Here is a 21,770-nt window from a genome sequence, read left to right on the forward strand (position 1 = left end):
AAGGAAAGAGAAATGGCAAGACCTGGTAAAAAAAGGAAGACAGCCCTGTTTATTGTTGAGATTCTTTGTCTGCTTCTGTTTATCGGCGGTCTGTATGTATACGGACAGATCGACAGCAGACTGAATAAGATTGAGACACCGCAGCTGGACGAGAGTAAAATTGTTACGAATGTGACGGCACCGCAGATGACCGGTTATACCACATATGCGCTTTTTGCAATTGACAAGCGTTCCAAGAATGCAGCGCTGGATGCGCAGAACAGTGATACCATTATTGTTGCAAGCATCAATAATGATACCAAAGAAGTGAAGCTGGCTTCCATATATCGTGACACCCTTCTGAATATTGGAAATGACACTTATACCAAGGCGAATGCAGCATATGCATACGGCGGCCCGGAGCAGGCGATTTCCATGCTGAATACCATGCTGGATCTGAATATTACAGATTATGTGACGGTAAACTTCAGTGCAATGGCAGAAGCGGTAGATGCTTTAGGCGGACTTGATCTTCCTCTTTCTTATGCAGAAATGGTTTTCATGAATGACTACTGTATTGAAACCTCGGAAGAGACTGGAAAGAGCTACACTCCGGTGGAACTGCCGGATCCAAAGCCTGTTGATGAGGAGGCTGCTCTTGGAGAGTATCATCTGAATGGAGTACAGGTTGTCTCCTACTGCCGAATCCGTTACACATCCAGTATGGATATGGGACGTACCGAGCGCCAGAGACGAGTGATCGGCCTTATGGTGGATAAGGCGAAGAAGGCTGGAATTACCACTATTTTCAATATTATGGATCAGGTATTCCCGCTGATTACTACATCTGTTTCCAAGACCGAGCTGCTGAACATGGTTCCGAGCCTGATCGGATACAATATTGCAGATACTACAGGTTTCCCATCGAAATACAAGTTTGCGGATGTTAAGAATGCCAGCATGGTAGTTGCAGATACCCTGGAGGAAAACGTTAAGGAACTGCATGCATTCCTGTACGGCGCAGATGAGAGCTATGAGCCGTCCCAGAATATTATTGAAGCCAATGACAAGATCATTGAGCTTGTAGGAGGAGCGGACACATTAGTGGATGAAGCTCCAGCTGTAACCAGTGATGACACTTCGTCTGATGTTGTATGGCAGGGAGATGGAAGCGGAAATTACGATTATAATGATTACAGCAGCGACTATAGCGATGATTACAGTGATGACTATAGCAGCGATTACAGTGATAATGATTATAGTGATGATGGCTTTGAAGACGGAAGCGAATATTAAAAGAAAAGATATCTTGAAGTGACATCATTATAAAGAAAAAATTCGGGGACCATCTGAGAAGGAATGGTCCCTTTTTTAAACGCAAGGAGGAAAGCGGCAATGGAAAAAGTAGATGTGATCATTCCTGCATATCGTCCGGGGGAAGAATTTGCCGGTCTTTTGGATGCACTTTGCAGCCAGAGTTATCCCATAGAAAATATCATTGTCATGAATACAGAAGAAAAATTCTGGAATCCCAAATGGGAGGATGCTTTTCAAAAAGTGAAAGTGACCCATCTGAAAAAAGAAGACTTTGACCATGGCGGAACCAGGCGGGCCGCAGCGAAGCTTTCCGATGCAGATATTATGGTATTTATGACTCAGGATGCCGTTCCGGCAGATCAGGATCTGATTCAGAATCTGATCCGCCCGCTGCAGGAGAATCCAAAGGTAGGTGCTGCCTTTGCAAGACAGCTGGCCAGAGAAGACTGTGCCTATCTGGAAAAATATACCCGTACCTTTAATTATCCGGACAAATCTTCCGTGAAATGGGAGAAGGATACTGCAGCATACGGAATTAAGACCTATTTCTGTTCCAATGTGTGCGCCGCATATAAGAAAAAGATTTACCAGGAAATGGGCGGCTTTATCGAGCATGCGATTTTTAATGAGGACATGATCTATGCCGGAACCATGGCAAAAAAAGGATACGGGATTGCCTACGCAGCAGATGCCTGTGTGATCCATTCCCACAATTATTCCTGTCGCCAGCAGTTTCACCGTAATTTTGACCTGGGTGTTTCCCAGGCCGAGCATCCGGAGATTTTCGCAGGTGTTCCCTCAGAAGGGGAGGGAATTCGTCTTGTAAAGAAAAGTCTTGCCTATCTGGTAAAAACAGGACATATCTGGCTGATTCCCGGGCTGATCGCGCAGAGCGGATTTAAATATGCAGGATATTTCCTTGGAAAAAGATACCGGAAGCTGCCGGAGAAAATGATCCTTTTCTGTACCATGAACCGTGAATACTGGAAAAAACAGGAAGAAAAATAGGGCTTTTGACGCTGTCACCTTTTCTTAAAGAATCTATCACATTTTCAACACAATTGATTGCTAAACTTGTACTATAAAATAAAAGAAATTGTTAGGATTTAACATAGAAGGGAGCAAAACATGAGTGATGAATGGAATTGGGGACAGGATCCGAAGAAGACGGATGATACGCCCCGGCAGTCAGATTCAGATGTGTCCGCGCAGGCTGCATCTGATCAGCAGACAGCCCCCGAAGAAGATCTGAATGAGAATGTAACGTATCATTATAAATACACGCGAAGCAGAGAATCTGGCGGCAATGCTGCAGACTCAGATAATGGCAATTATTATGCCTCCCATAATTATGGGGGAAATGAATCTGGCAGCAGTGCCGGAAGCACTTCCGGTGAACAAGGTGCAGAACCTAAATATGCACATTACCAGGTAGACGAACAGGAAAAGAAGCCGGAAGAAGAGAAGACCAAACATCGGAAGCATCATGAAAAGAGAGAATCTTCTTCCTTTGGAAAAAAAGCAAGAAACACCATTACCCTGGCTGTAATCTTTGGCCTGGTGGCAGGCCTTGTTTTTCAGGCGGTGAATGCGGTATCTGATCAGTATTTTAAGAAAGATACCACCACATCTGTAGGCACTGCAGAGACGCTTACCTCCTCTGTTTCCGATGAGACCAGCCAGAGCAGCAGCGATACTGTAAGCGCAGACGCAGTTGCAAATGAGAAAGGACCTGTGGCTGGAGTTGCACAGGCTGCCATGCCCTCTGTTGTGGCAATCACCTCCGTCAGCATGCAGGAGATCCGCAGCTTTTTCGGTTATGGAATGGAGTATCCGAGCACAGGAAGCGGTTCCGGTATTATTGTAGGAGAGAATGACAGTGAGCTTCTGATTGCTACTAACAATCATGTGGTAGAGGGAGCAACTACTTTAAGCGTATGCTTCATTGGCGATGATGTGGTGAATGCAGAGCAGGAAACTGAGAATTATGTGACCAGCAATGGAGATTTGAATATTGATGGAGCGGTTTCCGCAAAGATCAAAGGTACAGATGAGGATACAGACCTGGCAGTCATTGCAGTGGAGAAAAGTGATATCCCGGAAGAGACCATGAATCAGATTAAGATTGCGCAGCTTGGCAATTCAGATGACCTGGTTGTTGGTGAGCAGGTAGTAGCTATTGGAAATGCCCTTGGATATGGTCAGACTGTAACCTCCGGATGGGTAAGTGCTTTGGAGCGAACTGTTCAGTCTGATTCCAATACTTATGAAGACCTGATCCAGACAGATGCAGCCATCAATCCTGGAAACAGCGGCGGCGCACTTTTGAATATGCAGGGTGAGCTGATCGGTATCAACTGTGCCAAAATTGCATCCAGCAGTGTGGAAGGTACCGGATATGCAATCCCGATTTCCAAGGCACAGCCGATTCTGGAAGAGTTGATGAACCGCAAAACAAGAGATAAGGTTTCGGATGAATCACAGGCAGGATACCTGGGCGTGAAGTTTGCTGATCTTTCCAGAGAGGCAATCCAGATGTATAATATGCCGGCAGGTGCTTTTGTCATGGACGTTGTTTCCGGCGGCGCAGCAGACAATGCGGGAATCCAGAAGAGTGATATTATTACCAAGCTGGACGGACAGAAGGTTTCCAGCAAAGCGGATATCAACGACAAGCTCCAGTACTATACAGCAGGAGAAGAAATAGACGTGGGCGTGGCACGCCTGAGCGACGGAGAATATGTGGAATCCACGATTACAGTCACGCTAGGTGCCAGACCGGATAGTAATCAGTAAATTTCAGGGGAGCGAAATGCTCCCCTTTGTTTATAAAAAGTTAATTTCTAAATCTGACAAAAATATGCTACAATAAAAGGACAGAATAAGAAACAGGAAAGGAAAAATTATGACAGATCATTTTGACGATGAAAGAGACGAGATCATCGATGGAGATATAACAGAGAACAACGACAGCAATCAGCAGAATGACAGCGAATATGAGAAATTCTGCTTTCTCTGTCATCGACCGGAGAGCCAGGCTGGCAAGATGATCGAACTGCCTAATAATATACATATCTGCAACGATTGTATGCAGAAGAGCTTTGACACTATGACCCAGCAGATGAATAATGGACTGAACCTGAATGATCTTCTGAACATGCCGAATGTAAGCATGATCAATCTGGGAAGCCTTCAGGATGCCATTCCCCATCCGAAGAAAATAAAGAAGAAAAAGGAGGCTGCCAAGCCAGCCATTGACCTTAAGAAGATTCCGGCACCTCACAAGATCAAGGCAAGCCTTGATGAATATGTAATCGGACAGGAGCGTGCCAAGAAGGTAATGTCTGTTGCTGTTTATAACCATTATAAACGTGTTGCTACAGATACTATGGATGAAATTGAGATTGAGAAGTCCAATATGCTTATGATCGGACCTACAGGCAGCGGTAAAACCTATCTGGTGAAAACTCTCGCCAGACTTCTGGATGTGCCGCTTGCTATTGCAGATGCCACTTCGCTTACAGAGGCTGGCTATATCGGTGACGATATTGAGAGTGTGGTTTCCAAGCTTCTTGCAGCTGCAGACAATGATGTAGAGAAAGCGGAACACGGCATTATCTTTATTGATGAGATTGATAAGCTTGCCAAGAAGAAAAATACCAATCAGCGAGATGTAAGCGGTGAGGCTGTACAGCAGGGACTTTTGAAGCTCCTTGAGGGAAGCGAGGTGGAGGTTCCGGTAGGTGCCAACAGCAAGAATGCGATGGTTCCGATGGTTACTGTGAACACGAAGAATATTCTGTTTATTTGCGGGGGCGCTTTCCCGGATCTGGAGAATATCATTAAGGAGAGACTGAATAAGCAGGCATCCATCGGTTTTTATGCAGATCTTAAGGATAAATATGACAACGATCCTCATATTCTGGAGAAGGTAACTGTAGATGATATTCGTGCGTTTGGCATGATTCCTGAGTTTATCGGACGTCTTCCGATTATCTATACGCTGAACGGACTGAATGAGGATATGCTGGTACAGATTCTTAAGGAGCCTAAGAATGCGATTCTGAAGCAGTATCAGAAGCTTCTTGCATTAGATGAGGTAAAGCTGGATTATGAAGAAGAAGCCCTTCATGCTATTGCAGCTAAAGCTCTGGAGAAGCATACAGGTGCCAGAGGACTGCGCGCTATCCTGGAAGAGTATATGCTGGATATCATGTATGAGATTCCAAAGGATGACAGCATTGGACAGGTGATTATTACAAGAGAATATATTGAAGGTACCGGAGGACCGAGAATCCTGCTTCGAGGTCAGGAAATCCCGCTTCTCTCAGTACAGTAAATCCGCAGCTGCTTTTTGGCTGCCTGCACAGGTAACATGTGGTCAACACTTTTTATATAAATAAAGGAGATGGCAAAATGGCACGCGATTTTTTTGATGAATTAAGTGACACGATAACAAGAACAACGAAGGATTTTAGTAAAAAAGCAAGTCAGATCTATGAGACACAGAAGATCAAAAGTAAAATTGCTAGTGAAGAACAGATGGTGCAGAAGCTGAAGGCTGATATTGGAAACGTAATCTTTGAGAAATACAAGGATGGTACAGAGGTAGAAGATGGACTGAAGGGATTCTGTGAAGAAATCCAGCAGCATTTGCAGATTATTGCAGGATATAAGGATGCGGCAGCTGATTTAAAGGGGCAGAAAATCTGTCCTGCATGTGGCAAGTCTATTGACAGAAGTGCAGCATTTTGTCCCCTTTGTGGTTCTCCATGTCCGAACCCTGAGCCTGAAGCAGCAGAGGGAGAGGTTGTAGATTCCAAGACAGAGGAGCCGGTAGAAGCGGAGGAAGGGATGCCAGAAGAAGCATCAGACGAACGCATAGAGACAGTAGAAGAGAGCGAGACAGAACCTGAAAATGCTTCTGCCAAAGAAGAAGCAGAAGCTTCTGAGACCTGCGATAAGAAAACGGAAGATGCCGAGGAGAAGTGAGTATGCTTTCACTGAGTATTGCAGGAGGAATTTTTCTGCTGGATCACAAAATTAAGGAGCATGTAGACAGTACCAGGCTTCAGGGAAGCCGCGAGGAAGTACTTGGAGGCAGAGTGATCTTTCGAAACTGTCACAACAAGAACATGGTGTTTGGAAAAATAAAGCTTGATGAGGAAAGCTGTCGAGAGCTTTCCTTAGCAGGTCTTGGCTGTGTGCTGGGGGAATACTGGCATGAGCTTATTCATGGCCGCAGGCTTGGAAGAATGGGACTTGCCATGGTTCTTGGAGGCGGTATGTCGAATTACATGGACCGCAGAAATAAGGGCTATGTTACAGATTATATCAGCTTTAATGTAAAGAACAAGGATATGCGCAGGATGGTATTTAACCTTTCGGATTTTTGCATCGCCGCCGGTACTGTGCTGTGGGCGGTATCCAGCCTGCTTCCTGACAAAAAAAGAAAAAGAGAAAACATATAAACATAAAGAGACATCTCCTTTGAAAGAAGATGTCTCTTTGTGTTTTGCAGGACGCGAGCCTTGATGCTGTTTCTGCTGCTCTAAGTCTCACGTTTTCCTGGAGAGCCGGGATGCAGGGTAAGGACGCTTTACATCAGTACGTCCAAGCAGATAATCCACACTTACCTTGTAGAAGTCAGCAATCCGGCATAATTGTTCAAGAGGAACGCTCCGTTCCCCTCTTTCATATCGCGAGTAAGTGCGCTGATTTACATTCAGATAGTGTGCCATATATGTCTGCGTCAAATCATGATCCTCCCGAAGCTCTCTGATTCTTTTGTACGTCATATTTCATTTCTCTGGTGTAAAAATATAGACCTGGCCGTCTGTATATGGCCATCTTTCTTATTATAAATTGCAGTTTCATTTGACACCTTAAAAAAGACCAGAATGGACTAACAATATAAATTCAAAATTTTTTAAATTTTTTTGAAAATTAGTGTTGACATTCAAGTGAATATGTTGTATTATAATCAAGCAGTCGCGAGAAAGCGATTGAAACATAAGAAATGCAGGAGTGGCGGAATTGGCAGACGCGCAGGCTTCAGGTGCCTGTGGTCGCAAGATCGTGTGGGTTCAAGTCCCATCTCCTGCATTATTTTTTTCTTTTGTTACGAATACCAGAGATATCTGAGATCCAGTAGCTTTTTTCTGTTGTACAATTTTTTTATGCACAACAGAATTTTTTTTTGCCTGTATTTTGTTGAAAAAAGCATTTTGCTATGATACAATCTTGAAGATTTAGGATAAAATACGACATAAGAAAGGGAGATTGTATGAAAGCATTTCTGATATTAGAAGATGGCCATGTATTTACAGGAACCAGCATTGGCGCTGCAAGAGAAGTCATCAGCGAGATCGTATTCAATACTTCCATGACAGGATATCTGGAGGTAATGACTGATCCATCTTACGCAGGACAGGCGGTTTGCATGACTTATCCGTTAATAGGAAACTACGGAATCTGCTATGACGACCAGGAATCCGCAAGACCGTGGATTGATGGGTTTATCGTTCGTGAGTTATCCCGTGTTCCAAGCAATTTCAGAAGCGTTGACACTATTCAGCATTTCTTGACTAAACATGATATTCCTGGAATCGCAGGAATTGACACCCGTGCACTTACCAAAATCCTCCGTGAGAAAGGTACCATGAATGGTATGATCACAGTGGATGAAAATTATGATTTAAACGCAATTCTCCCCAAGTTAAAAGCATATACAACTGGTAAAGTAGTAGAAAAGGTAACCTGCCGTGAGAAAGAAATCCTTCCGGGAGACGGTCCGAAGGTTGCGCTTATGGATTTTGGTGCAAAACGCAATATTGCCCATTCATTGAATAAACGTGGATGTGAGGTGACTATTTATCCGGCACTTACTCCGGCAGAAGAGATTCTGGCAGATCATCCGGACGGAATCATGCTCAGTAATGGCCCTGGAGACCCCAAGGAATGTACTTCTATTATTAAAGAAGTAAAGAAGCTTTACGATTCCAATGTTCCGATCTTTGCAATCTGTCTTGGACATCAGCTGATGGCACTTGCAACAGGGGGAGATACTTATAAGATGAAATACGGCCACCGCGGCGGAAATCACCCGGTGAAGGATCTTGCAACAGGAAGAGTTTATATTTCATCCCAGAATCATGGTTATGTAGTAGATGCCAAGGATCTTGAGGAGAAAAACATTGCGCATCCTGCATTTGTAAATGTTAATGACGGCACAAATGAGGGAATGGCATATGTTGGAAAAAATATTTTTACAGTTCAGTTCCATCCGGAGGCATGCCCGGGACCGCAAGATTCCAGTTACCTGTTTGACAGATTTATGGATATGATGGGAGGAAATAAATAATGCCAAGAAATAAAGACATTAAAAAAGTACTTGTTATTGGTTCTGGTCCGATCATCATCGGTCAGGCAGCAGAGTTCGATTATGCAGGAACACAGGCCTGCCGTTCTTTAAAAGAAGAAGGCCTTGAGGTTGTTCTTCTGAACTCCAACCCGGCAACCATTATGACAGATAAAGACATTGCTGACCGTGTTTATATTGAACCTCTTACTGTAGAGGTTGTAGAGCAGCTGATCCTGAAGGAGAAACCGGACAGTGTACTTCCTACTCTTGGCGGACAGGCAGGCTTGAATCTGGCTATGGAGCTGGATGAAAAGGGTTTCCTGAAGGAGCATAATGTAAGACTGATCGGAACTACAGCTCAGACCATTAAGAAGGCTGAGGACCGTCAGGAATTTAAAGATACCATGGAAAAAATCGGTGAGCCGGTTGCAGCATCTAAGGTTGTTACAACAGTACAGGATGGACTTGCATTTACCAATACCATCGGTTATCCGGTTGTACTTCGTCCTGCTTATACCCTTGGTGGAAGCGGCGGCGGTATTGCCCATAATGAATATGAGCTTCGAGAGATCCTGGAGAACGGCCTTCGCCTTTCCCGTGTCGGCGAGGTTCTGGTAGAGCGCTGCATCGCAGGATGGAAAGAGATTGAGTATGAGGTAATGCGTGACAGTGCAGGAAACTGCATCACAGTCTGCAACATGGAGAACATTGATCCGGTTGGTGTTCATACAGGAGACTCTATCGTAGTTGCTCCATCCCAGACCCTTGGGGACAAAGAGTACCAGATGCTCCGTACCTCTGCCCTGAATATCATCACAGAGCTTGGAATCACCGGCGGATGCAACGTCCAGTACGCACTGAAGCCAGACAGCTTTGAGTACTGCGTAATCGAGGTAAACCCACGTGTAAGCCGTTCCTCTGCACTTGCAAGTAAGGCTACCGGATACCCGATTGCCAAGGTTGCAGCGAAGATCGCCCTTGGATATACCCTGGACGAGATTCCAAACGCCATCACAGGCAAAACATACGCAAGCTTCGAGCCAATGCTTGACTACTGTGTAGTGAAGATTCCGAGACTTCCGTTTGATAAATTTATTACAGCGAAGAGAACCCTTACCACACAGATGAAGGCTACCGGTGAGGTTATGAGTATCTGCCACAACTTCGAGGGCGCGCTTATGAAAGCGATCCGTTCCCTGGAGCAGCATGTGGACAGCCTGATGTCTTATGATTTTACCCAGCTTACAGACGAGGAGCTTCTTGCAGAGCTTGAGATCGTAGATGACCGCAGAATCTGGAAGATTGCAGAAGCAATCCGCCGCGGTATGCCGCAGTCCATGCTTCACGATATCACACAGATCGATATCTGGTTCATTGACAAGATTGCAATCCTGGTAGGTATGGAGAATGCACTGAAGAACAGAAAGCTTACCAAAGAACTTCTTCTGGAAGCAAAACGCATGGAGTTCCCGGACTACATCATTGCCCGCCTTACAGGCAAAACTGAGGATGAAATCAAGGGACTTCGCAGTGAGTACGGCATCAAGGCTGCATACAAGATGGTTGATACCTGTGCCGCAGAGTTTGCTGCTGCAACTCCGTATTACTATTCTGTATATGGTGACGAAGGCACAGAGAACGAAGCAATTGCCACACCGGATAAGAAAAAGATCCTGGTACTTGGTTCCGGACCGATCCGTATCGGACAGGGTATTGAGTTCGATTTCTGCTCCGTACACTGTACCTGGGCTTTTGCGAAGGAAGGCTATGAGACGATTATTATCAACAACAATCCGGAAACTGTAAGTACAGACTTTGATATTGCAGATAAGCTGTATTTTGAGCCCCTTACACCGGAGGATGTTGAGAATATTGTAAATATTGAGAAACCGGACGGTGCGGTTGTTCAGTTCGGCGGACAGACTGCCATCAAGCTGACAGAAGCTCTTACCAAGATGGGTGTGAAGATTCTTGGAACATCTGCTGAGAACGTAGATGCAGCTGAGGACCGTGAGCTGTTTGATGAGATTCTTGAGAAGTGCCAGATCCCGAGACCGAAGGGACACACTGTATTTACCGCAGAGGAAGCGAAGAAAGCTGCAAATGAGCTGGGCTATCCGGTTCTGGTTCGTCCTTCCTATGTACTTGGCGGTCAGGGAATGCGTATTGCAGTAAGCGATGAGGATGTGGAAGAGTACATCGGTGTGATCAACCAGATCGCACAGGAGCATCCGATCCTTGTTGACAAGTACCTGATGGGAAAAGAAATCGAGGTTGATGCCGTATGCGACGGCGAGGACATTTTGATTCCTGGTATTATGGAGCATATTGAGCGTGCCGGAATCCATTCCGGTGACAGTATTTCCGTATATCCGGCAAGAACCATCAGTGAAAAAGCAAAAGAGACTATTGCAGAGTACACCAAACGTCTTGCAAGAGCACTGCATGTCATCGGTATGATCAACATCCAGTTTATCGTTCTTGGAGATGACGTATACGTAATTGAGGTTAACCCGCGTTCCAGCCGTACCGTACCTTACATCAGCAAGGTTACCGGAATCCCGATCGTACCGCTGGCAACCAAGGTAATCCTTGGATACAAGCTGAAAGACATGGGCTATGAGCCAGGACTTCAGCCGGAAGCAAAACATATTGCCATCAAGATGCCGGTATTCTCCTTCGAGAAGATCCGCGGCGCTGATATCAGCCTTGGACCGGAGATGAAGTCCACAGGTGAGTGCCTTGGTATTGCAGAGACCTTCAATGAGGCTCTTTACAAAGCATTCCTTGGTGCCGGAATCCGTCTGCCGAAGTACAAGAACATGATCATGACAGTCAGACCGGAAGAGCAGGAAGATGCAGTTCCGATCGCAAAGAGATTCGAGGCACTTGGATACCGTATCTACGCTACAAGAGGAACCGCAAATACTTTGAAAGAGCACGGCGTTAAGGTAATCCGCACCAACAAGCTGGAGCAGCCTGCACCGAACCTTATGGACCTGATCCTTGGTCATAAGATTGATGTGGTTATCGACATCCCATCCCAGGGCGTTGAGCATCAGAAGGATGGATTCGTGATCAGACGTAATGCCATCGAGACTGGTGTAAATGTTCTTACCAGCCTTGATACAGCAGAAGCTCTGGTAACCAGTCTTGAGAACACAGATGCCAAGAAGTTGAGCCTGATCGATATCGCGACTATCGCCAGAAGATAAGCAGCTGTTAAACAAAAGCTAAATTTTGCGAAAAAAGCAAAATACAAGTTTACGAAAGTCATTTGATGTAATATACTAAAGAGGACGGAGAAATTTAAGTCTCCGTCCTCATTTTGTTCAAGATAAGAAAGGGGTAGAAATGGATATTATCGAACTTTTAAAGGTAATTCTCCTTGGTATTGTGGAAGGAATTACAGAGTGGCTTCCTATCAGCAGTACCGGCCATATGATCCTGGTGGATGAGTTTATTCACCTGAATGTTTCTCAGGATTTTATGGATGTATTTCTGGTTGTGATCCAGCTGGGAGCAATTCTCGCAGTCGTTGTTTTGTACTGGAATAAGCTGTGGCCGTTTTACATAAAGAAGCTTCCCAGAAGAACTCAGATGGCCATCGCTAAGAAGCCGAAATGGGCGCAGGTAATTCTGAATTTTGTTGAGCGCTACTGTGATAAGGACAAATGGATCCTGTGGTTTAAGATCGTGGTAGCATGTCTGCCGACTATCATTATTGCGCTTCCGTTTAATGATTTTATTGAGGCGCATTTCAACAACTATGTTGTAGTAGCCATCGCGTTAATTGTCTACGGTGTTCTGTTTATCATTGTGGAAAACTACAACAAAGGCAGAGAGCCGCAGTGCACAAGTCTGGAAGATCTGACTTTCAAGACTGCATTTTTGATTGGCTGCTTCCAGGTTCTTTCTGTTGTTCCGGGAACTTCCAGATCCGGTTCCACCATTATCGGAGGAATCCTGGTTGGTACCTCCCGTACCGTTGCAGCTGAGTTTACCTTCTTCCTTGGCATTCCGGTTATGTTCGGAGCCAGCCTTCTGAAGCTGCTGAAATTCGGCTTTGGATTTACAGGAACAGAGGTATTGATTCTGGTAATCGGTATGGTGGTTGCATTTGTGGTTTCCATCCTTGCAATCAAGTTCCTGATGGGCTATATCAAGAAGCATGACTTCAAGGCATTCGGCTGGTACCGAATCGTACTTGGTGTGCTGGTTCTGGTTTATTTCATCGGCAAGACCTTACTTGCATAAAATTATATATAAGAAATTTCGGCGTCAGCCTGCAGGGGAAACTTTGCGGGCTGGCGCTTTTTCTATGAAGTTTTTGACAGATTAGGGTGTTTCCTTACATAAGGGAATCGGTTATAATAGGAATTAAGAATTTAGTAAAAACGAGGTGTACTATGGGAAAATATATAATGGCATTGGACCAGGGAACTACCAGTTCCAGATGTATTTTATTTGATAAGAAGGGCAATATGTGCAGTGTTGCCCAGAAGGAATACAAACAGTATTATCCGAAGCCTGGCTGGGTGGAGCATGACCCAAAGGAAATCTGGTCCTCTCAGATTTCCGTGGCTACTGAGGCCATGAGCAAGATCGGCGTGGATGCAGAGGACATCCATGCCATCGGAATCACCAACCAGCGTGAGACAACCATTGTATGGGACAAAAAGACAGGAGAGCCTGTCTATCCGGCAATTGTGTGGCAGTGCCGCAGAACAGCCGATATGATTGAGAAGATGGAAAAAGATGGTATGTCAGAGCTGGTGCGAAAGAAGACCGGACTGATTCCGGACGCTTATTTTTCCGGAACCAAGCTGAAATGGATCCTGGATCATGTGGAGGGAGCAAGAGAACGTGCCCAAAATGGAGAACTGCTTTTTGGAACTGTGGACACCTGGCTGATCTGGAAGCTGACAAAGGGAAAAGTGCATGTGACTGATTACACCAATGCTTCCAGAACCATGCTTTTTGATATTCACCAGAGAAAATGGGACAAAGAGATTCTGGAGTATCTGAATATTCCCGAATGCATGCTGCCGGAGGTAAAGCCGAGCAGCTGCATTTACGGCTATACCAACGAGAATCTGATCGGCGGCAGAATTCCCATCGCAGGCGCAGCAGGAGACCAGCAGGCAGCACTTTTCGGCCAGTGCTGTTTCGAATCCGGTGATGTGAAAAATACATATGGAACCGGATGTTTCATGCTTATGCACACCGGAGATACAGCCGTAGAATCAAAGAACGGACTTCTTACCACCATTGCGGTAAAAGCCGACGGAACGCCCGGTTACGCTCTTGAGGGAAGCGTTTTTGTGGCTGGTGCGGCAATCCAGTGGCTGCGCGATGAGGTTGGAATCCTGGAAAGCTCCCCGGATTCCGAGAAATACTGTCTGTCTGTGCCAGACACAAACGGCGTCTATGTAGTGCCTGCTTTTACCGGACTTGGCGCGCCCTATTGGGATCAGTACGCAAGAGGAGCCATTCTGGGCCTTACCAGGGGTGCAGGAAAAGCCCATCTTGTGCGGGCTACTGTAGAGTCCCTTGCCTACCAGGTGCACGACGTGCTGGAAGCCATGGAAAAGGATTCCGGCCTTGATCTTAGCGCCCTCCGCGTAGACGGCGGCGCCAGCGCCAACAACTTCCTCATGCAGTTCCAGGCCGACCTCTTGGACACCCAGGTAGTCCGCCCAAGCTGCATCGAAACTACCGCCCTTGGCGCATCCTATCTTGCCGGCCTTGCCACCGGCTTCTGGAAAGACGCATCCGAAGTAAAACAAAACTGGCAGATCGGCCAGAAATTTGCCCCTCACATGACTGCCGAAGAACGCAGCAAGAAGCTGAAAGGCTGGAAGAAAGCTGTGAGATGCACCTTTGAGTGGGCGAAGGAAGATGAGACGAATATGTAAGCATCTTAGAAACACTCACTCTTCGTGCAAGCGAGAAGAGGATGAGAAGATAGAAGATAACAGAAGATTGCGCTGCTATACTGCAGGCATATCTGCAGTCCTAAACAAAAATGGCGGATCCATTTAATGGAATCCGCCAAAATAATTTTGTAAAGTGTCCAATATTAGAAATTATGAGACACCTGTTTTCTTTTGTGTATTTCGATTTTTGGCCGCCAAACGAAAGGCTTTCTCCATTGCTGGGGTAAGGGCAGGAGAATCTTCATCAAAAACAATATCCTTTTTGGCAGCAGCTTCTATTTGTTGAATTTGTTCTTTGGTGGGTTGCTGATTTCTATTCAAAGTAACTGTCTTGATCAAAGTAAATACTCCTTTCTTGAAAGACAGGCCACAGAGCAGCAGTGCTCCATGGCCAAAATAGTTTTCTTTATTATACATGTTAAACCCAACTTTAAGTCAAGAAAAATTTCCGGGGCTCCTGTTAAATGTAAAAGTAACTTCCTGATTATAAGACTTAATTCGCCTTTTTATACTTAATATAATTCACTACCATCATAGCCAGCTTAAATGTCAACGCATCCTCAAAGGTCCGGATATCCAATCCAAATTTCTTCTGTAGCTTTTCAAAACGGTACACCAGCGTGTTACGATGCACATAAAGCTGGCGGGAGGTTTCAGAAAGGTTCAGGTTGTTTTCAAAGAAGGTGCGGATGGTGGTAAGAGTCTCATCATCAATGGAATCCAGAGTCTCTTCCTTGAAAAACTCATCGATAAACATCTCGCAGATCTCTACCGGCAGCTGGTAAATCAGTCGTCCGATTCCCAGGCGGTTGTATCCGAAAACATTCTTGCCCGTGTAAAAAATCTTGCCCACTTCCAGCGCAGTGCGGGCCTCCTTATAGGCATCCGGAAGCTGCTTCAGGTCATCCGCAATATTGCTGTAAGAAACCCAGGCAGAAGTCATGGCCTCAGTATTCAGCATGTCTACCAGCATATGAGCAATGTCGTCCAGATCAGAATAATCTTCAGAAGGCTGCAGCTCCCGAAGGACAATAATTCCGGAGTCGTCAATAGCTGTGATAAAGTCACGGGTTTTGGCAGCAAAAATATTGCGGATGGTAGCAAGCGCATTCTCATCCTTGCTCTGTTTGGTCTCTACAAGGAAAACGGCACGTCTCACAGTTGTAGCAATGTGAAGCTTCTTGGCACGGTTAAAAGCGTCCACTTCAGAGTAGGAGCCAAGAAGAAGATTCTGCATAAAAACATTCTTATCACTTTTCTCCGTATAAGCGGTGAGCAGACTCTCAATCTGGCAGACAGCCAGTTCCCCGATAGTGGAAGCTGCCTCCGCATTTCCCCACACGATCAGAATATACTGAAGCTGGTGGTTTTCCATAACCTTGTAAAGGCGGCAGTTCATATTGGAAATACACAAAGCTTCCTCATCCTTAAATTCGTCCAGTTTCTCGGTGGAAGGCAGGGCTCTGTCGCAGGTGCTGATATAAATCGTGTTGTCTAAATGAACAAGGCAGAAGTCCAGATGACTGATGTTCTTCCAGTCTTCCAGACATTTCTGGAGAATCTGAAGTAATTTCATAAGGTTGTCTCCTTTGTGAAAAAAATAATAAAAATCCGTCCTAGATACTCACAGTATAACACAAAAAAGCCCCAGGGGAAAACCCCTGAGGCCCAATTTCATTCTTCTAAAAATTAGTTGCAGATAACAAGCTCTGTCTCTTTGTCGAAGAAGTGAGATTTCTCCATATCGAATGCGAATTTGATTGTATCGCCTGTCTTGGAGTTTGTACGAGGATCAACTCGTGCTGTAACCTGAGTTCCGTTTACATCGAAGTACAGGAATACTTCAGCACCAAGAAGCTCATAAACCTTAACGGTAGATGTCATTGGAGCGCTTGGAGAAGCCTCGATGAACATCTGGGAATCATGAATATCCTCTGGACGGATACCAAGAACAACTGTCTTTCCAACATAGCCGCCATCTTTCAGAACTTTCGCTTTTGCAGCTGGGATAACAACGTCATACTCACCAACCTTAGCAACAAGGTCGCCGCCTTTTTCTGCGATCTGAGCATCAAGGAAGTTCATCTGCGGAGATCCCATGAATCCTGCTACGAACAGGTTGCCTGGCTGCTCATAAAGGTGCTGTGGTGTATCAACCTGCTGAACAACACCATCTTTCATAACAACGATTCTGGTACCAAGAGTCATAGCCTCTGTCTGGTCATGTGTTACATAGATGATAGTTGCGCCCAGTCTCTGATGGATCTTGGAAATCTCAATACGCATCTGTACACGAAGTTTAGCATCCAGGTTGGAAAGAGGCTCATCCATAAGGAATACCTTAGGATTACGAACGATAGCACGTCCCATAGCAACACGCTGTCTCTGTCCACCGGAAAGAGCCTTCGGTTTACGATCAAGAAGTTTCTCAAGGTCAAGGATTCTTGCAGCTTCTCTAACTGCTTTGTCAATCTGGTCTTTCGGAACTTTACGAAGTTTCAGACCAAATGCCATGTTATCATATACTGTCATATGAGGATACAGAGCGTAGTTCTGGAATACCATTGCGATATCACGGTCTTTCGGCTCTACATCGTTCATAACTTTGTCACCGATCTTTAATGTACCACCGCTGATCTCCTCAAGACCTGCGATCATACGAAGTGTTGTAGATTTACCACATCCGGATGGTCCTACGAAGATGATGAACTCTTTGTCTTCGATTTCAAGGTTGAAGTCTTTAACTGCCTGGAAACCATTTGGGTAAGTTTTGTTAATGTGCTGTAATGATAAGCTTGCCATGATTTTTCCTCCAAATTTCAATACATTATGATAATCAAAATTGTTTCGATGCTTTTTTCATCTGCTGTTAGTATAGCGAAAATGACCTAAAAGGGCTAGGGCAGAATCATACAAACTTTTGAACTGTTTCTTGTCAATCTGACGAAAAAGCGGTAGCAGCAGGGGATCTCCTCTCGTTTATGAACATTCCCTGCAGTGATTTTGCCTGAAAAAGATGGATAAACCAGTCACATTTGCACAAAAACAGGTAGTAGATGTTCAGACCGCAGCCGTGCAGGGTCTCATAATTGCCCTGGCCTTTGGACAAAATCACGTCTGCGCTTTGCAAAAGCTCCTGCGCATGGGCGCTGATTCCATGGAGCCAGGTGCCGCCTACATCGCTGCCGTTTCCCAGTACCGGGACAAGATCCGTGAGTCCGCAAAATTCTGCATCTTCCATGGTGGCGTCGTTTCCAGCCGGCAGACCGCGTACCAGTGCCGTGATCCGCACATTGGGAAACGTTTTCTTCAGAACCGAAATGGCAAGCTTATCCAGGACGATTTCGCCGCAGTTATCGGTAATATATACAACATTGGCAGCTTTTTTCATATCCTGGCAAAAGTTTTTGTACTCCTGTTCATCCAGAGTATCTTTGTTTTCGCTTTTGATAAGGGCAAGGGCAGTCTCTTGGCTGACCTCCGGAAGTGCTGCGAAATCGATGTAGTTGCCGGTGCGGGCATAGATCAGGGCAGTTTTCAGCGGATCCGCAGAATAGCGGATGGTGGAGCGAAGTTCCTCCTCCAGATCCAGCATAAGCTGGTCATATTCTCTGTTGATCTGGGAAAAATCTTCCATAGGGACGCCCCAGAAGGAGCAGTAAAATTTTTTCAGTTCCGTGGAAATGCTTGGAACACAGTCGCCTTCCTTTGGATTGTCGAAACGGCGGCGGATTGCTTCCATATATTGTTTTTTCCTGTCTTCATCATCAAAGTGACGAATCTTCGCTTCCTGCTTGCGAAGCTGACAGTTCATACAGCAGGGATTCAGTTTCATAGGGCCCTCCTTTTGGAAAAATGTGTGGTTAAAGGTCAAAAAAGTGGGAAAAATGATTTTTTTGTTATTATTATAGCAGAAAATAGAGCGGGAGAGTAGCAGTTTGTGCAGATAAAATATAAAAAACAGAGATGAAGACTGTATGTTTTACCCTGGAAAACATATCAGTACCCATCTCTGTATAGATAGAGTGTGTTTGAAATTGGGTTATTTTACCGCAGATTTCGCAAATTCAGTAGCAACAAGCTGTTCGTAATCTACTCTTTCAGAAAGCTCGCCTGCACTTTCCAGAATGTCCTGGAGAAGTTCGAAGCTGTCCTGTTCAAATACCAGATTGTCTTTCCAGGTGTCCTGTTCATAATAGCGGGTGACGATGGTGGTGAGAGTATCCAGATCGGTTTCCGGGAACTGCGGTGCGATTACCTGTGCAATTTCTTCAGGAGTGTGGCTTTGCACGTAATCCATTCCCTTCTGAAGGGCGGTTGTAAAGCTTTGGATGACCTGGGGATTTTCATTGAGAAAGCTGGTTTTGGCGCTGTAAGAGGTGTAGGGGACGTATCCGGAATCTACGCCAAGAGAGGCAACCACATAGCCAGCCCCTTCTTTCTCAAGGGCGGTAGCGGAAGGCTCGAATTCCACTGTGAAAGCAGCAGAAGCATCACCTGTAAAAGCCGCCGCTGTGGAACCAAAGTCAATGCTCTGGTCGATTTCCAGATCTGCTGCCGGGTCAATGCCGTTGTTTTTCAGAATATATTCAAAAACCATTTCTGGCATGCCGCCTGTCATCATTATTACTATGTAAATAATCATCTGATAGTTGTTTCGCAGTGGTTTCTGGTGATAAATCTGGCAGATAGTCTTTGGTAAACTGTGCTATTTCTTCTTTTGATTTTATAATATTGTATGGCTTTAACGGATTATCTGTGTTTTCCAGAATCCCAAGACTTTTCATCAGTTCAATATATGGAAGTATGCTCTGCTTTGTTTTCTTGAATCCCAAATCAGTAATATGCTCTGACAGATATTTTGCAGAAGTAAACTCACGTTCATCCTCAACAATCAGTTTCATCACAATGGCAATAATGGTATTTTCTCTGCGGTTCATTTCATCGGCAGGACTGTAACTGATCAGATTGGACAGACCGTATTTCAATGTAATTTCCGGCATTCCATCTTCGTCTACCACAATTTTTTCAATCAGAAGTTCAATATCTCTTCGGTCAAGACTTCCTCCTGCAATGATTTTATCTACCACTTCAAGAGCATTCTTCAATTTATCCTTTACATCCGGCGTTTCTATGACAGTTTCATTCAGTTCCTTAATCTGCATTTCCAGACCATGAATCTGAGCAAATAAATCTTTCTGCATAGAATCGTAAGTCTCATTGATTAAATCTTCATTTCCCGCAGCAACCGCCAAATCTTTTACTTTTTGGGTAAGCATAACTTTCAGTTGACTTTTTCGCTCATTGATGGCTGTGTGCAGTTCATGCCGTTTTTCCTCTATTGTTTTCTTTTCTGCTTCAAAATCCTTTAAATCATAAGTTGAAATAACTTCACAGAGAGCATTTCGGCACATCTTGATATAGGCCAGAACATCTTCCCGCAGGTCATCTTCTTCAATTAAATGTGCCTTGGAGCAATAACGCTTGCCCTTGGTATTATAAGTAGTACAGATGTAATATTTCCGTTCCCTGCTGGAAGTCTGGCGTTTAATTGGTGTAAGACGACTTCCGCAATCCTTACAGAACAGACAACTGCCAAAAGGATTCGGAATTTCTGAACCTAACCATTGCCCCCGACTTCCACGATAATTGGTACGGTTACGTTTTTCCTTTAATTCTTGTACCAGAGCAAAAGTAGCCTTATCAATAATTGCCGGATGGTGATTCTCGAAAATACATTGTTCTTCTTTTGGTACACGTTTATCTTTTCCATGAACCGTATTTCTTGCACGTTTTTTCAAGCGAAAAGTACCAATGTAAAAATCATTATCCAGAATTTCTTTTATCATAGCATCTGACCATTTAGACGCTACCTGTCTTTTGGACAGTCTGCCTTCTTCTATTTCACGTTCACGCTGTATCATAGATGGAGTAGGTGCTCCCTGCTCAGTCAGATATGTGGCAATCTTGCGGTAGCCGGAACCTGAAAGATATAAGTCATAAATTTGCTTAATGTATTCTGCTTCTTTTGGTACAATTTTCAGAACGGTCTTATCTTGTTCATTACGGCGATAGCCAAACGGTGGTCTGGTAATCAGTGTTCCCTCTTTCTGTCTGGCTCCTATGGCACGTTTGATTTTCTTACTGGTATCTTTTACATATCGCTCATTAAACCATGTTTTAATGCCAATCGTATCGTCACTGGAATCCATAGAATCATAATTATCGTCAATCACAACCAGATGTTTTCCACGTTCCTGAAATTCATCCAGAAGCAACAGCACCTTTGCATTATGTCTGCCAAGGCGTGAAAAGTCTTTGACATATACAGTATCAATATCTTTATCCAGATCAGCCATCATCTGCTGAAATCCCGGTCTGTCAAAGATATAGCCGGAAATGCCATCATCTTCATACCAGCGGTCAATAACCACACCATGATCTGCTGCATACTGGTTGATAATCAGCTTCTGATTTTCTATGGAAACATAGTTCCTTTTATCATCGTCTCTGGAGAGACGGACATATCCTGCATTCATAGATGTTCCTTTCTTTGAATGTAAATACATTCGTTAAGCACAATGTAATTATATTATATATATAAAATTAAAAAATGTATATAACAAAATTTTAAGATTCTTAGAAACAGATAGTGTTAGATGCGTTGTTTGATTGCGGAAGCATGTAGAATTTGATATAATTTAAAAAATAGAAACTTAACAAATCGGAATTGACAGAGGTAATGAAATGTTTGAAGAATTAGGAATTAGTTTTGGCACAGCACTAATCGTCTTACTTGCATTATATTTTATAATTAAGTGGGCGGTCAAAAATGGAATAAAAGAAGCCTATAGGGATATTACAGGGAAAGTCACTGCCGAGGATATTGAGGCAGAACAAATATGTAATGAACTAGGTCTTAACGAAGAGGAAAAATAGTTAATAAAGAGAGGTGCATATGCTATGCCAGGTATACTCGTGGTCGAAGATGATGAAAATTTAAATCGTGGAATTACATTCTCACTGAAAAAATCCGGATATGAGGTTTTTTCTGCAGAATCAGTGAAAAAAGCGAAAAGAATTGCAAGTGATAATAATGTGGATGTTACCATTTGTGATGTGAATCTTCCGGATGGGAATGGACTGGAATTTGTAAGGTGGATGAGATGCAA

Annotated in this window: 18 protein-coding genes, 1 tRNA gene and 1 pseudogene; 13 read left to right on the forward strand and 7 right to left on the reverse strand. The window is 44.4% G+C overall.

All coding sequences use genetic code 11. The annotated features are described in order from the left end of the window. The first annotated feature begins 12 nt into the window (after window positions 1–12). The 6 genes from H8S54_RS17870 to H8S54_RS17895 all read left to right on the forward strand — a co-directional run bounded on the left by H8S54_RS17870 (window position 13) and on the right by H8S54_RS17895 (window position 6,767). Window positions 13–1,275, forward strand: a complete 1,263-nt coding sequence (locus H8S54_RS17870) for an LCP family protein (RefSeq protein ID WP_117853213.1) — start codon at window positions 13–15, stop codon at window positions 1,273–1,275. A gap of 99 nt (window positions 1,276–1,374) precedes the next feature. Next, the gene (locus tag H8S54_RS17875; protein ID WP_186901944.1) at window positions 1,375–2,304 is read left to right on the forward strand and encodes a glycosyltransferase; all 930 of its coding nucleotides are present in this window, start codon (window positions 1,375–1,377) and stop codon (window positions 2,302–2,304) included. A gap of 120 nt (window positions 2,305–2,424) precedes the next feature. Next, the gene (locus H8S54_RS17880; RefSeq protein WP_186901945.1) at window positions 2,425–4,092 is read left to right on the forward strand and encodes a S1C family serine protease; all 1,668 of its coding nucleotides are present in this window, start codon (window positions 2,425–2,427) and stop codon (window positions 4,090–4,092) included. 109 nt (window positions 4,093–4,201) lie between these two features. Then, the gene (gene clpX, locus H8S54_RS17885) at window positions 4,202–5,635 is read left to right on the forward strand and encodes an ATP-dependent Clp protease ATP-binding subunit ClpX (protein WP_117853220.1); all 1,434 of its coding nucleotides are present in this window, start codon (window positions 4,202–4,204) and stop codon (window positions 5,633–5,635) included. A 77-nt stretch (window positions 5,636–5,712) separates the two neighbouring features. Continuing rightward, complete coding sequence (locus H8S54_RS17890) at window positions 5,713–6,288, forward strand: zinc ribbon domain-containing protein (protein ID WP_186901946.1); 576 nt, start codon at window positions 5,713–5,715, stop codon at window positions 6,286–6,288. Window positions 6,289–6,290: 2 nt separating this feature from the next. Further along, entirely contained in the window at window positions 6,291–6,767 is a 477-nt protein-coding gene (locus tag H8S54_RS17895; protein WP_186901947.1) for a signal peptidase II, read from the forward strand. A gap of 87 nt (window positions 6,768–6,854) precedes the next feature. On the opposite strand, the gene H8S54_RS17900 is transcribed toward H8S54_RS17895, so the two are convergent. Then, complete coding sequence (locus H8S54_RS17900; RefSeq protein WP_021926312.1) at window positions 6,855–7,094, reverse strand: helix-turn-helix domain-containing protein; 240 nt, start codon at window positions 7,092–7,094, stop codon at window positions 6,855–6,857. A 223-nt stretch (window positions 7,095–7,317) separates the two neighbouring features. Between H8S54_RS17900 and H8S54_RS17905 the strand changes: the two genes are divergently transcribed. The 5 genes from H8S54_RS17905 (at window position 7,318) to glpK (ending at window position 14,577) form a co-directional block, all read left to right on the forward strand. Beyond that, window positions 7,318–7,401 (forward strand) — tRNA-Leu (locus tag H8S54_RS17905). 181 nt (window positions 7,402–7,582) lie between these two features. Continuing rightward, window positions 7,583–8,659, forward strand: coding sequence for a carbamoyl phosphate synthase small subunit (locus H8S54_RS17910; protein WP_186901948.1), 1,077 nt, complete (start codon window positions 7,583–7,585; stop codon window positions 8,657–8,659). Further along, entirely contained in the window at window positions 8,659–11,874 is a 3,216-nt protein-coding gene (gene carB / locus H8S54_RS17915; RefSeq protein WP_186901949.1) for a carbamoyl-phosphate synthase large subunit, read from the forward strand. The genes H8S54_RS17910 and carB overlap by 1 nt, the downstream gene beginning before the upstream one ends. A 139-nt stretch (window positions 11,875–12,013) precedes the next feature. Further along, the gene (locus tag H8S54_RS17920) at window positions 12,014–12,916 is read left to right on the forward strand and encodes an undecaprenyl-diphosphate phosphatase (RefSeq protein ID WP_117853232.1); all 903 of its coding nucleotides are present in this window, start codon (window positions 12,014–12,016) and stop codon (window positions 12,914–12,916) included. A gap of 152 nt (window positions 12,917–13,068) precedes the next feature. Beyond that, window positions 13,069–14,577: a glycerol kinase GlpK gene (gene glpK, locus H8S54_RS17925; RefSeq protein WP_021925813.1), complete on the forward strand. Its 1,509-nt coding sequence runs from the start codon at window positions 13,069–13,071 to the stop codon at window positions 14,575–14,577. Window positions 14,578–14,748: 171 nt separating this feature from the next. Here glpK and H8S54_RS17930 read toward each other — a convergent pair whose 3' ends face one another. From H8S54_RS17930 to H8S54_RS17955, 6 genes and pseudogenes are all read right to left on the reverse strand, one after another. Next, window positions 14,749–15,015, reverse strand: a complete 267-nt coding sequence (locus H8S54_RS17930; RefSeq protein WP_021925814.1) for a hypothetical protein — start codon at window positions 15,013–15,015, stop codon at window positions 14,749–14,751. Between the two features lie 76 nt (window positions 15,016–15,091). Continuing rightward, window positions 15,092–16,174, reverse strand: a complete 1,083-nt coding sequence (locus tag H8S54_RS17935) for a PucR family transcriptional regulator (protein ID WP_021925815.1) — start codon at window positions 16,172–16,174, stop codon at window positions 15,092–15,094. Window positions 16,175–16,287: 113 nt separating this feature from the next. Then, on the reverse strand, window positions 16,288–17,400 hold the full coding sequence (locus tag H8S54_RS17940) for an ABC transporter ATP-binding protein (RefSeq protein WP_117853240.1): 1,113 nt from the start codon (window positions 17,398–17,400) through the stop codon (window positions 16,288–16,290). Between the two features lie 133 nt (window positions 17,401–17,533). Next, the gene (locus H8S54_RS17945; RefSeq protein ID WP_186901950.1) at window positions 17,534–18,433 is read right to left on the reverse strand and encodes a damage-control phosphatase ARMT1 family protein; all 900 of its coding nucleotides are present in this window, start codon (window positions 18,431–18,433) and stop codon (window positions 17,534–17,536) included. Window positions 18,434–18,640: 207 nt separating this feature from the next. After that, window positions 18,641–19,213: pseudogene (locus H8S54_RS17950) on the reverse strand (ABC transporter substrate-binding protein); the annotation flags it as partial. Beyond that, window positions 19,188–21,137, reverse strand: a complete 1,950-nt coding sequence (locus tag H8S54_RS17955) for a recombinase family protein (RefSeq protein ID WP_186901952.1) — start codon at window positions 21,135–21,137, stop codon at window positions 19,188–19,190. The pseudogene H8S54_RS17950 and the gene H8S54_RS17955, both read right to left, overlap by 26 nt. A gap of 208 nt (window positions 21,138–21,345) precedes the next feature. Here H8S54_RS17955 and H8S54_RS17960 point away from each other — a divergent pair, with 208 nt between their 5' ends. Next, complete coding sequence (locus H8S54_RS17960; RefSeq protein WP_117853249.1) at window positions 21,346–21,537, forward strand: DUF6019 family protein; 192 nt, start codon at window positions 21,346–21,348, stop codon at window positions 21,535–21,537. A gap of 24 nt (window positions 21,538–21,561) precedes the next feature. Further along, the coding region (locus tag H8S54_RS17965; protein ID WP_186901953.1) for a response regulator transcription factor at window positions 21,562–21,770 on the forward strand (209 nt) is incomplete at its 3' end.

Source organism: Blautia segnis (genome assembly GCF_014287535.1).
Taxonomy (GTDB): domain Bacteria; phylum Bacillota; class Clostridia; order Lachnospirales; family Lachnospiraceae; genus Blautia_A; species Blautia_A acetigignens.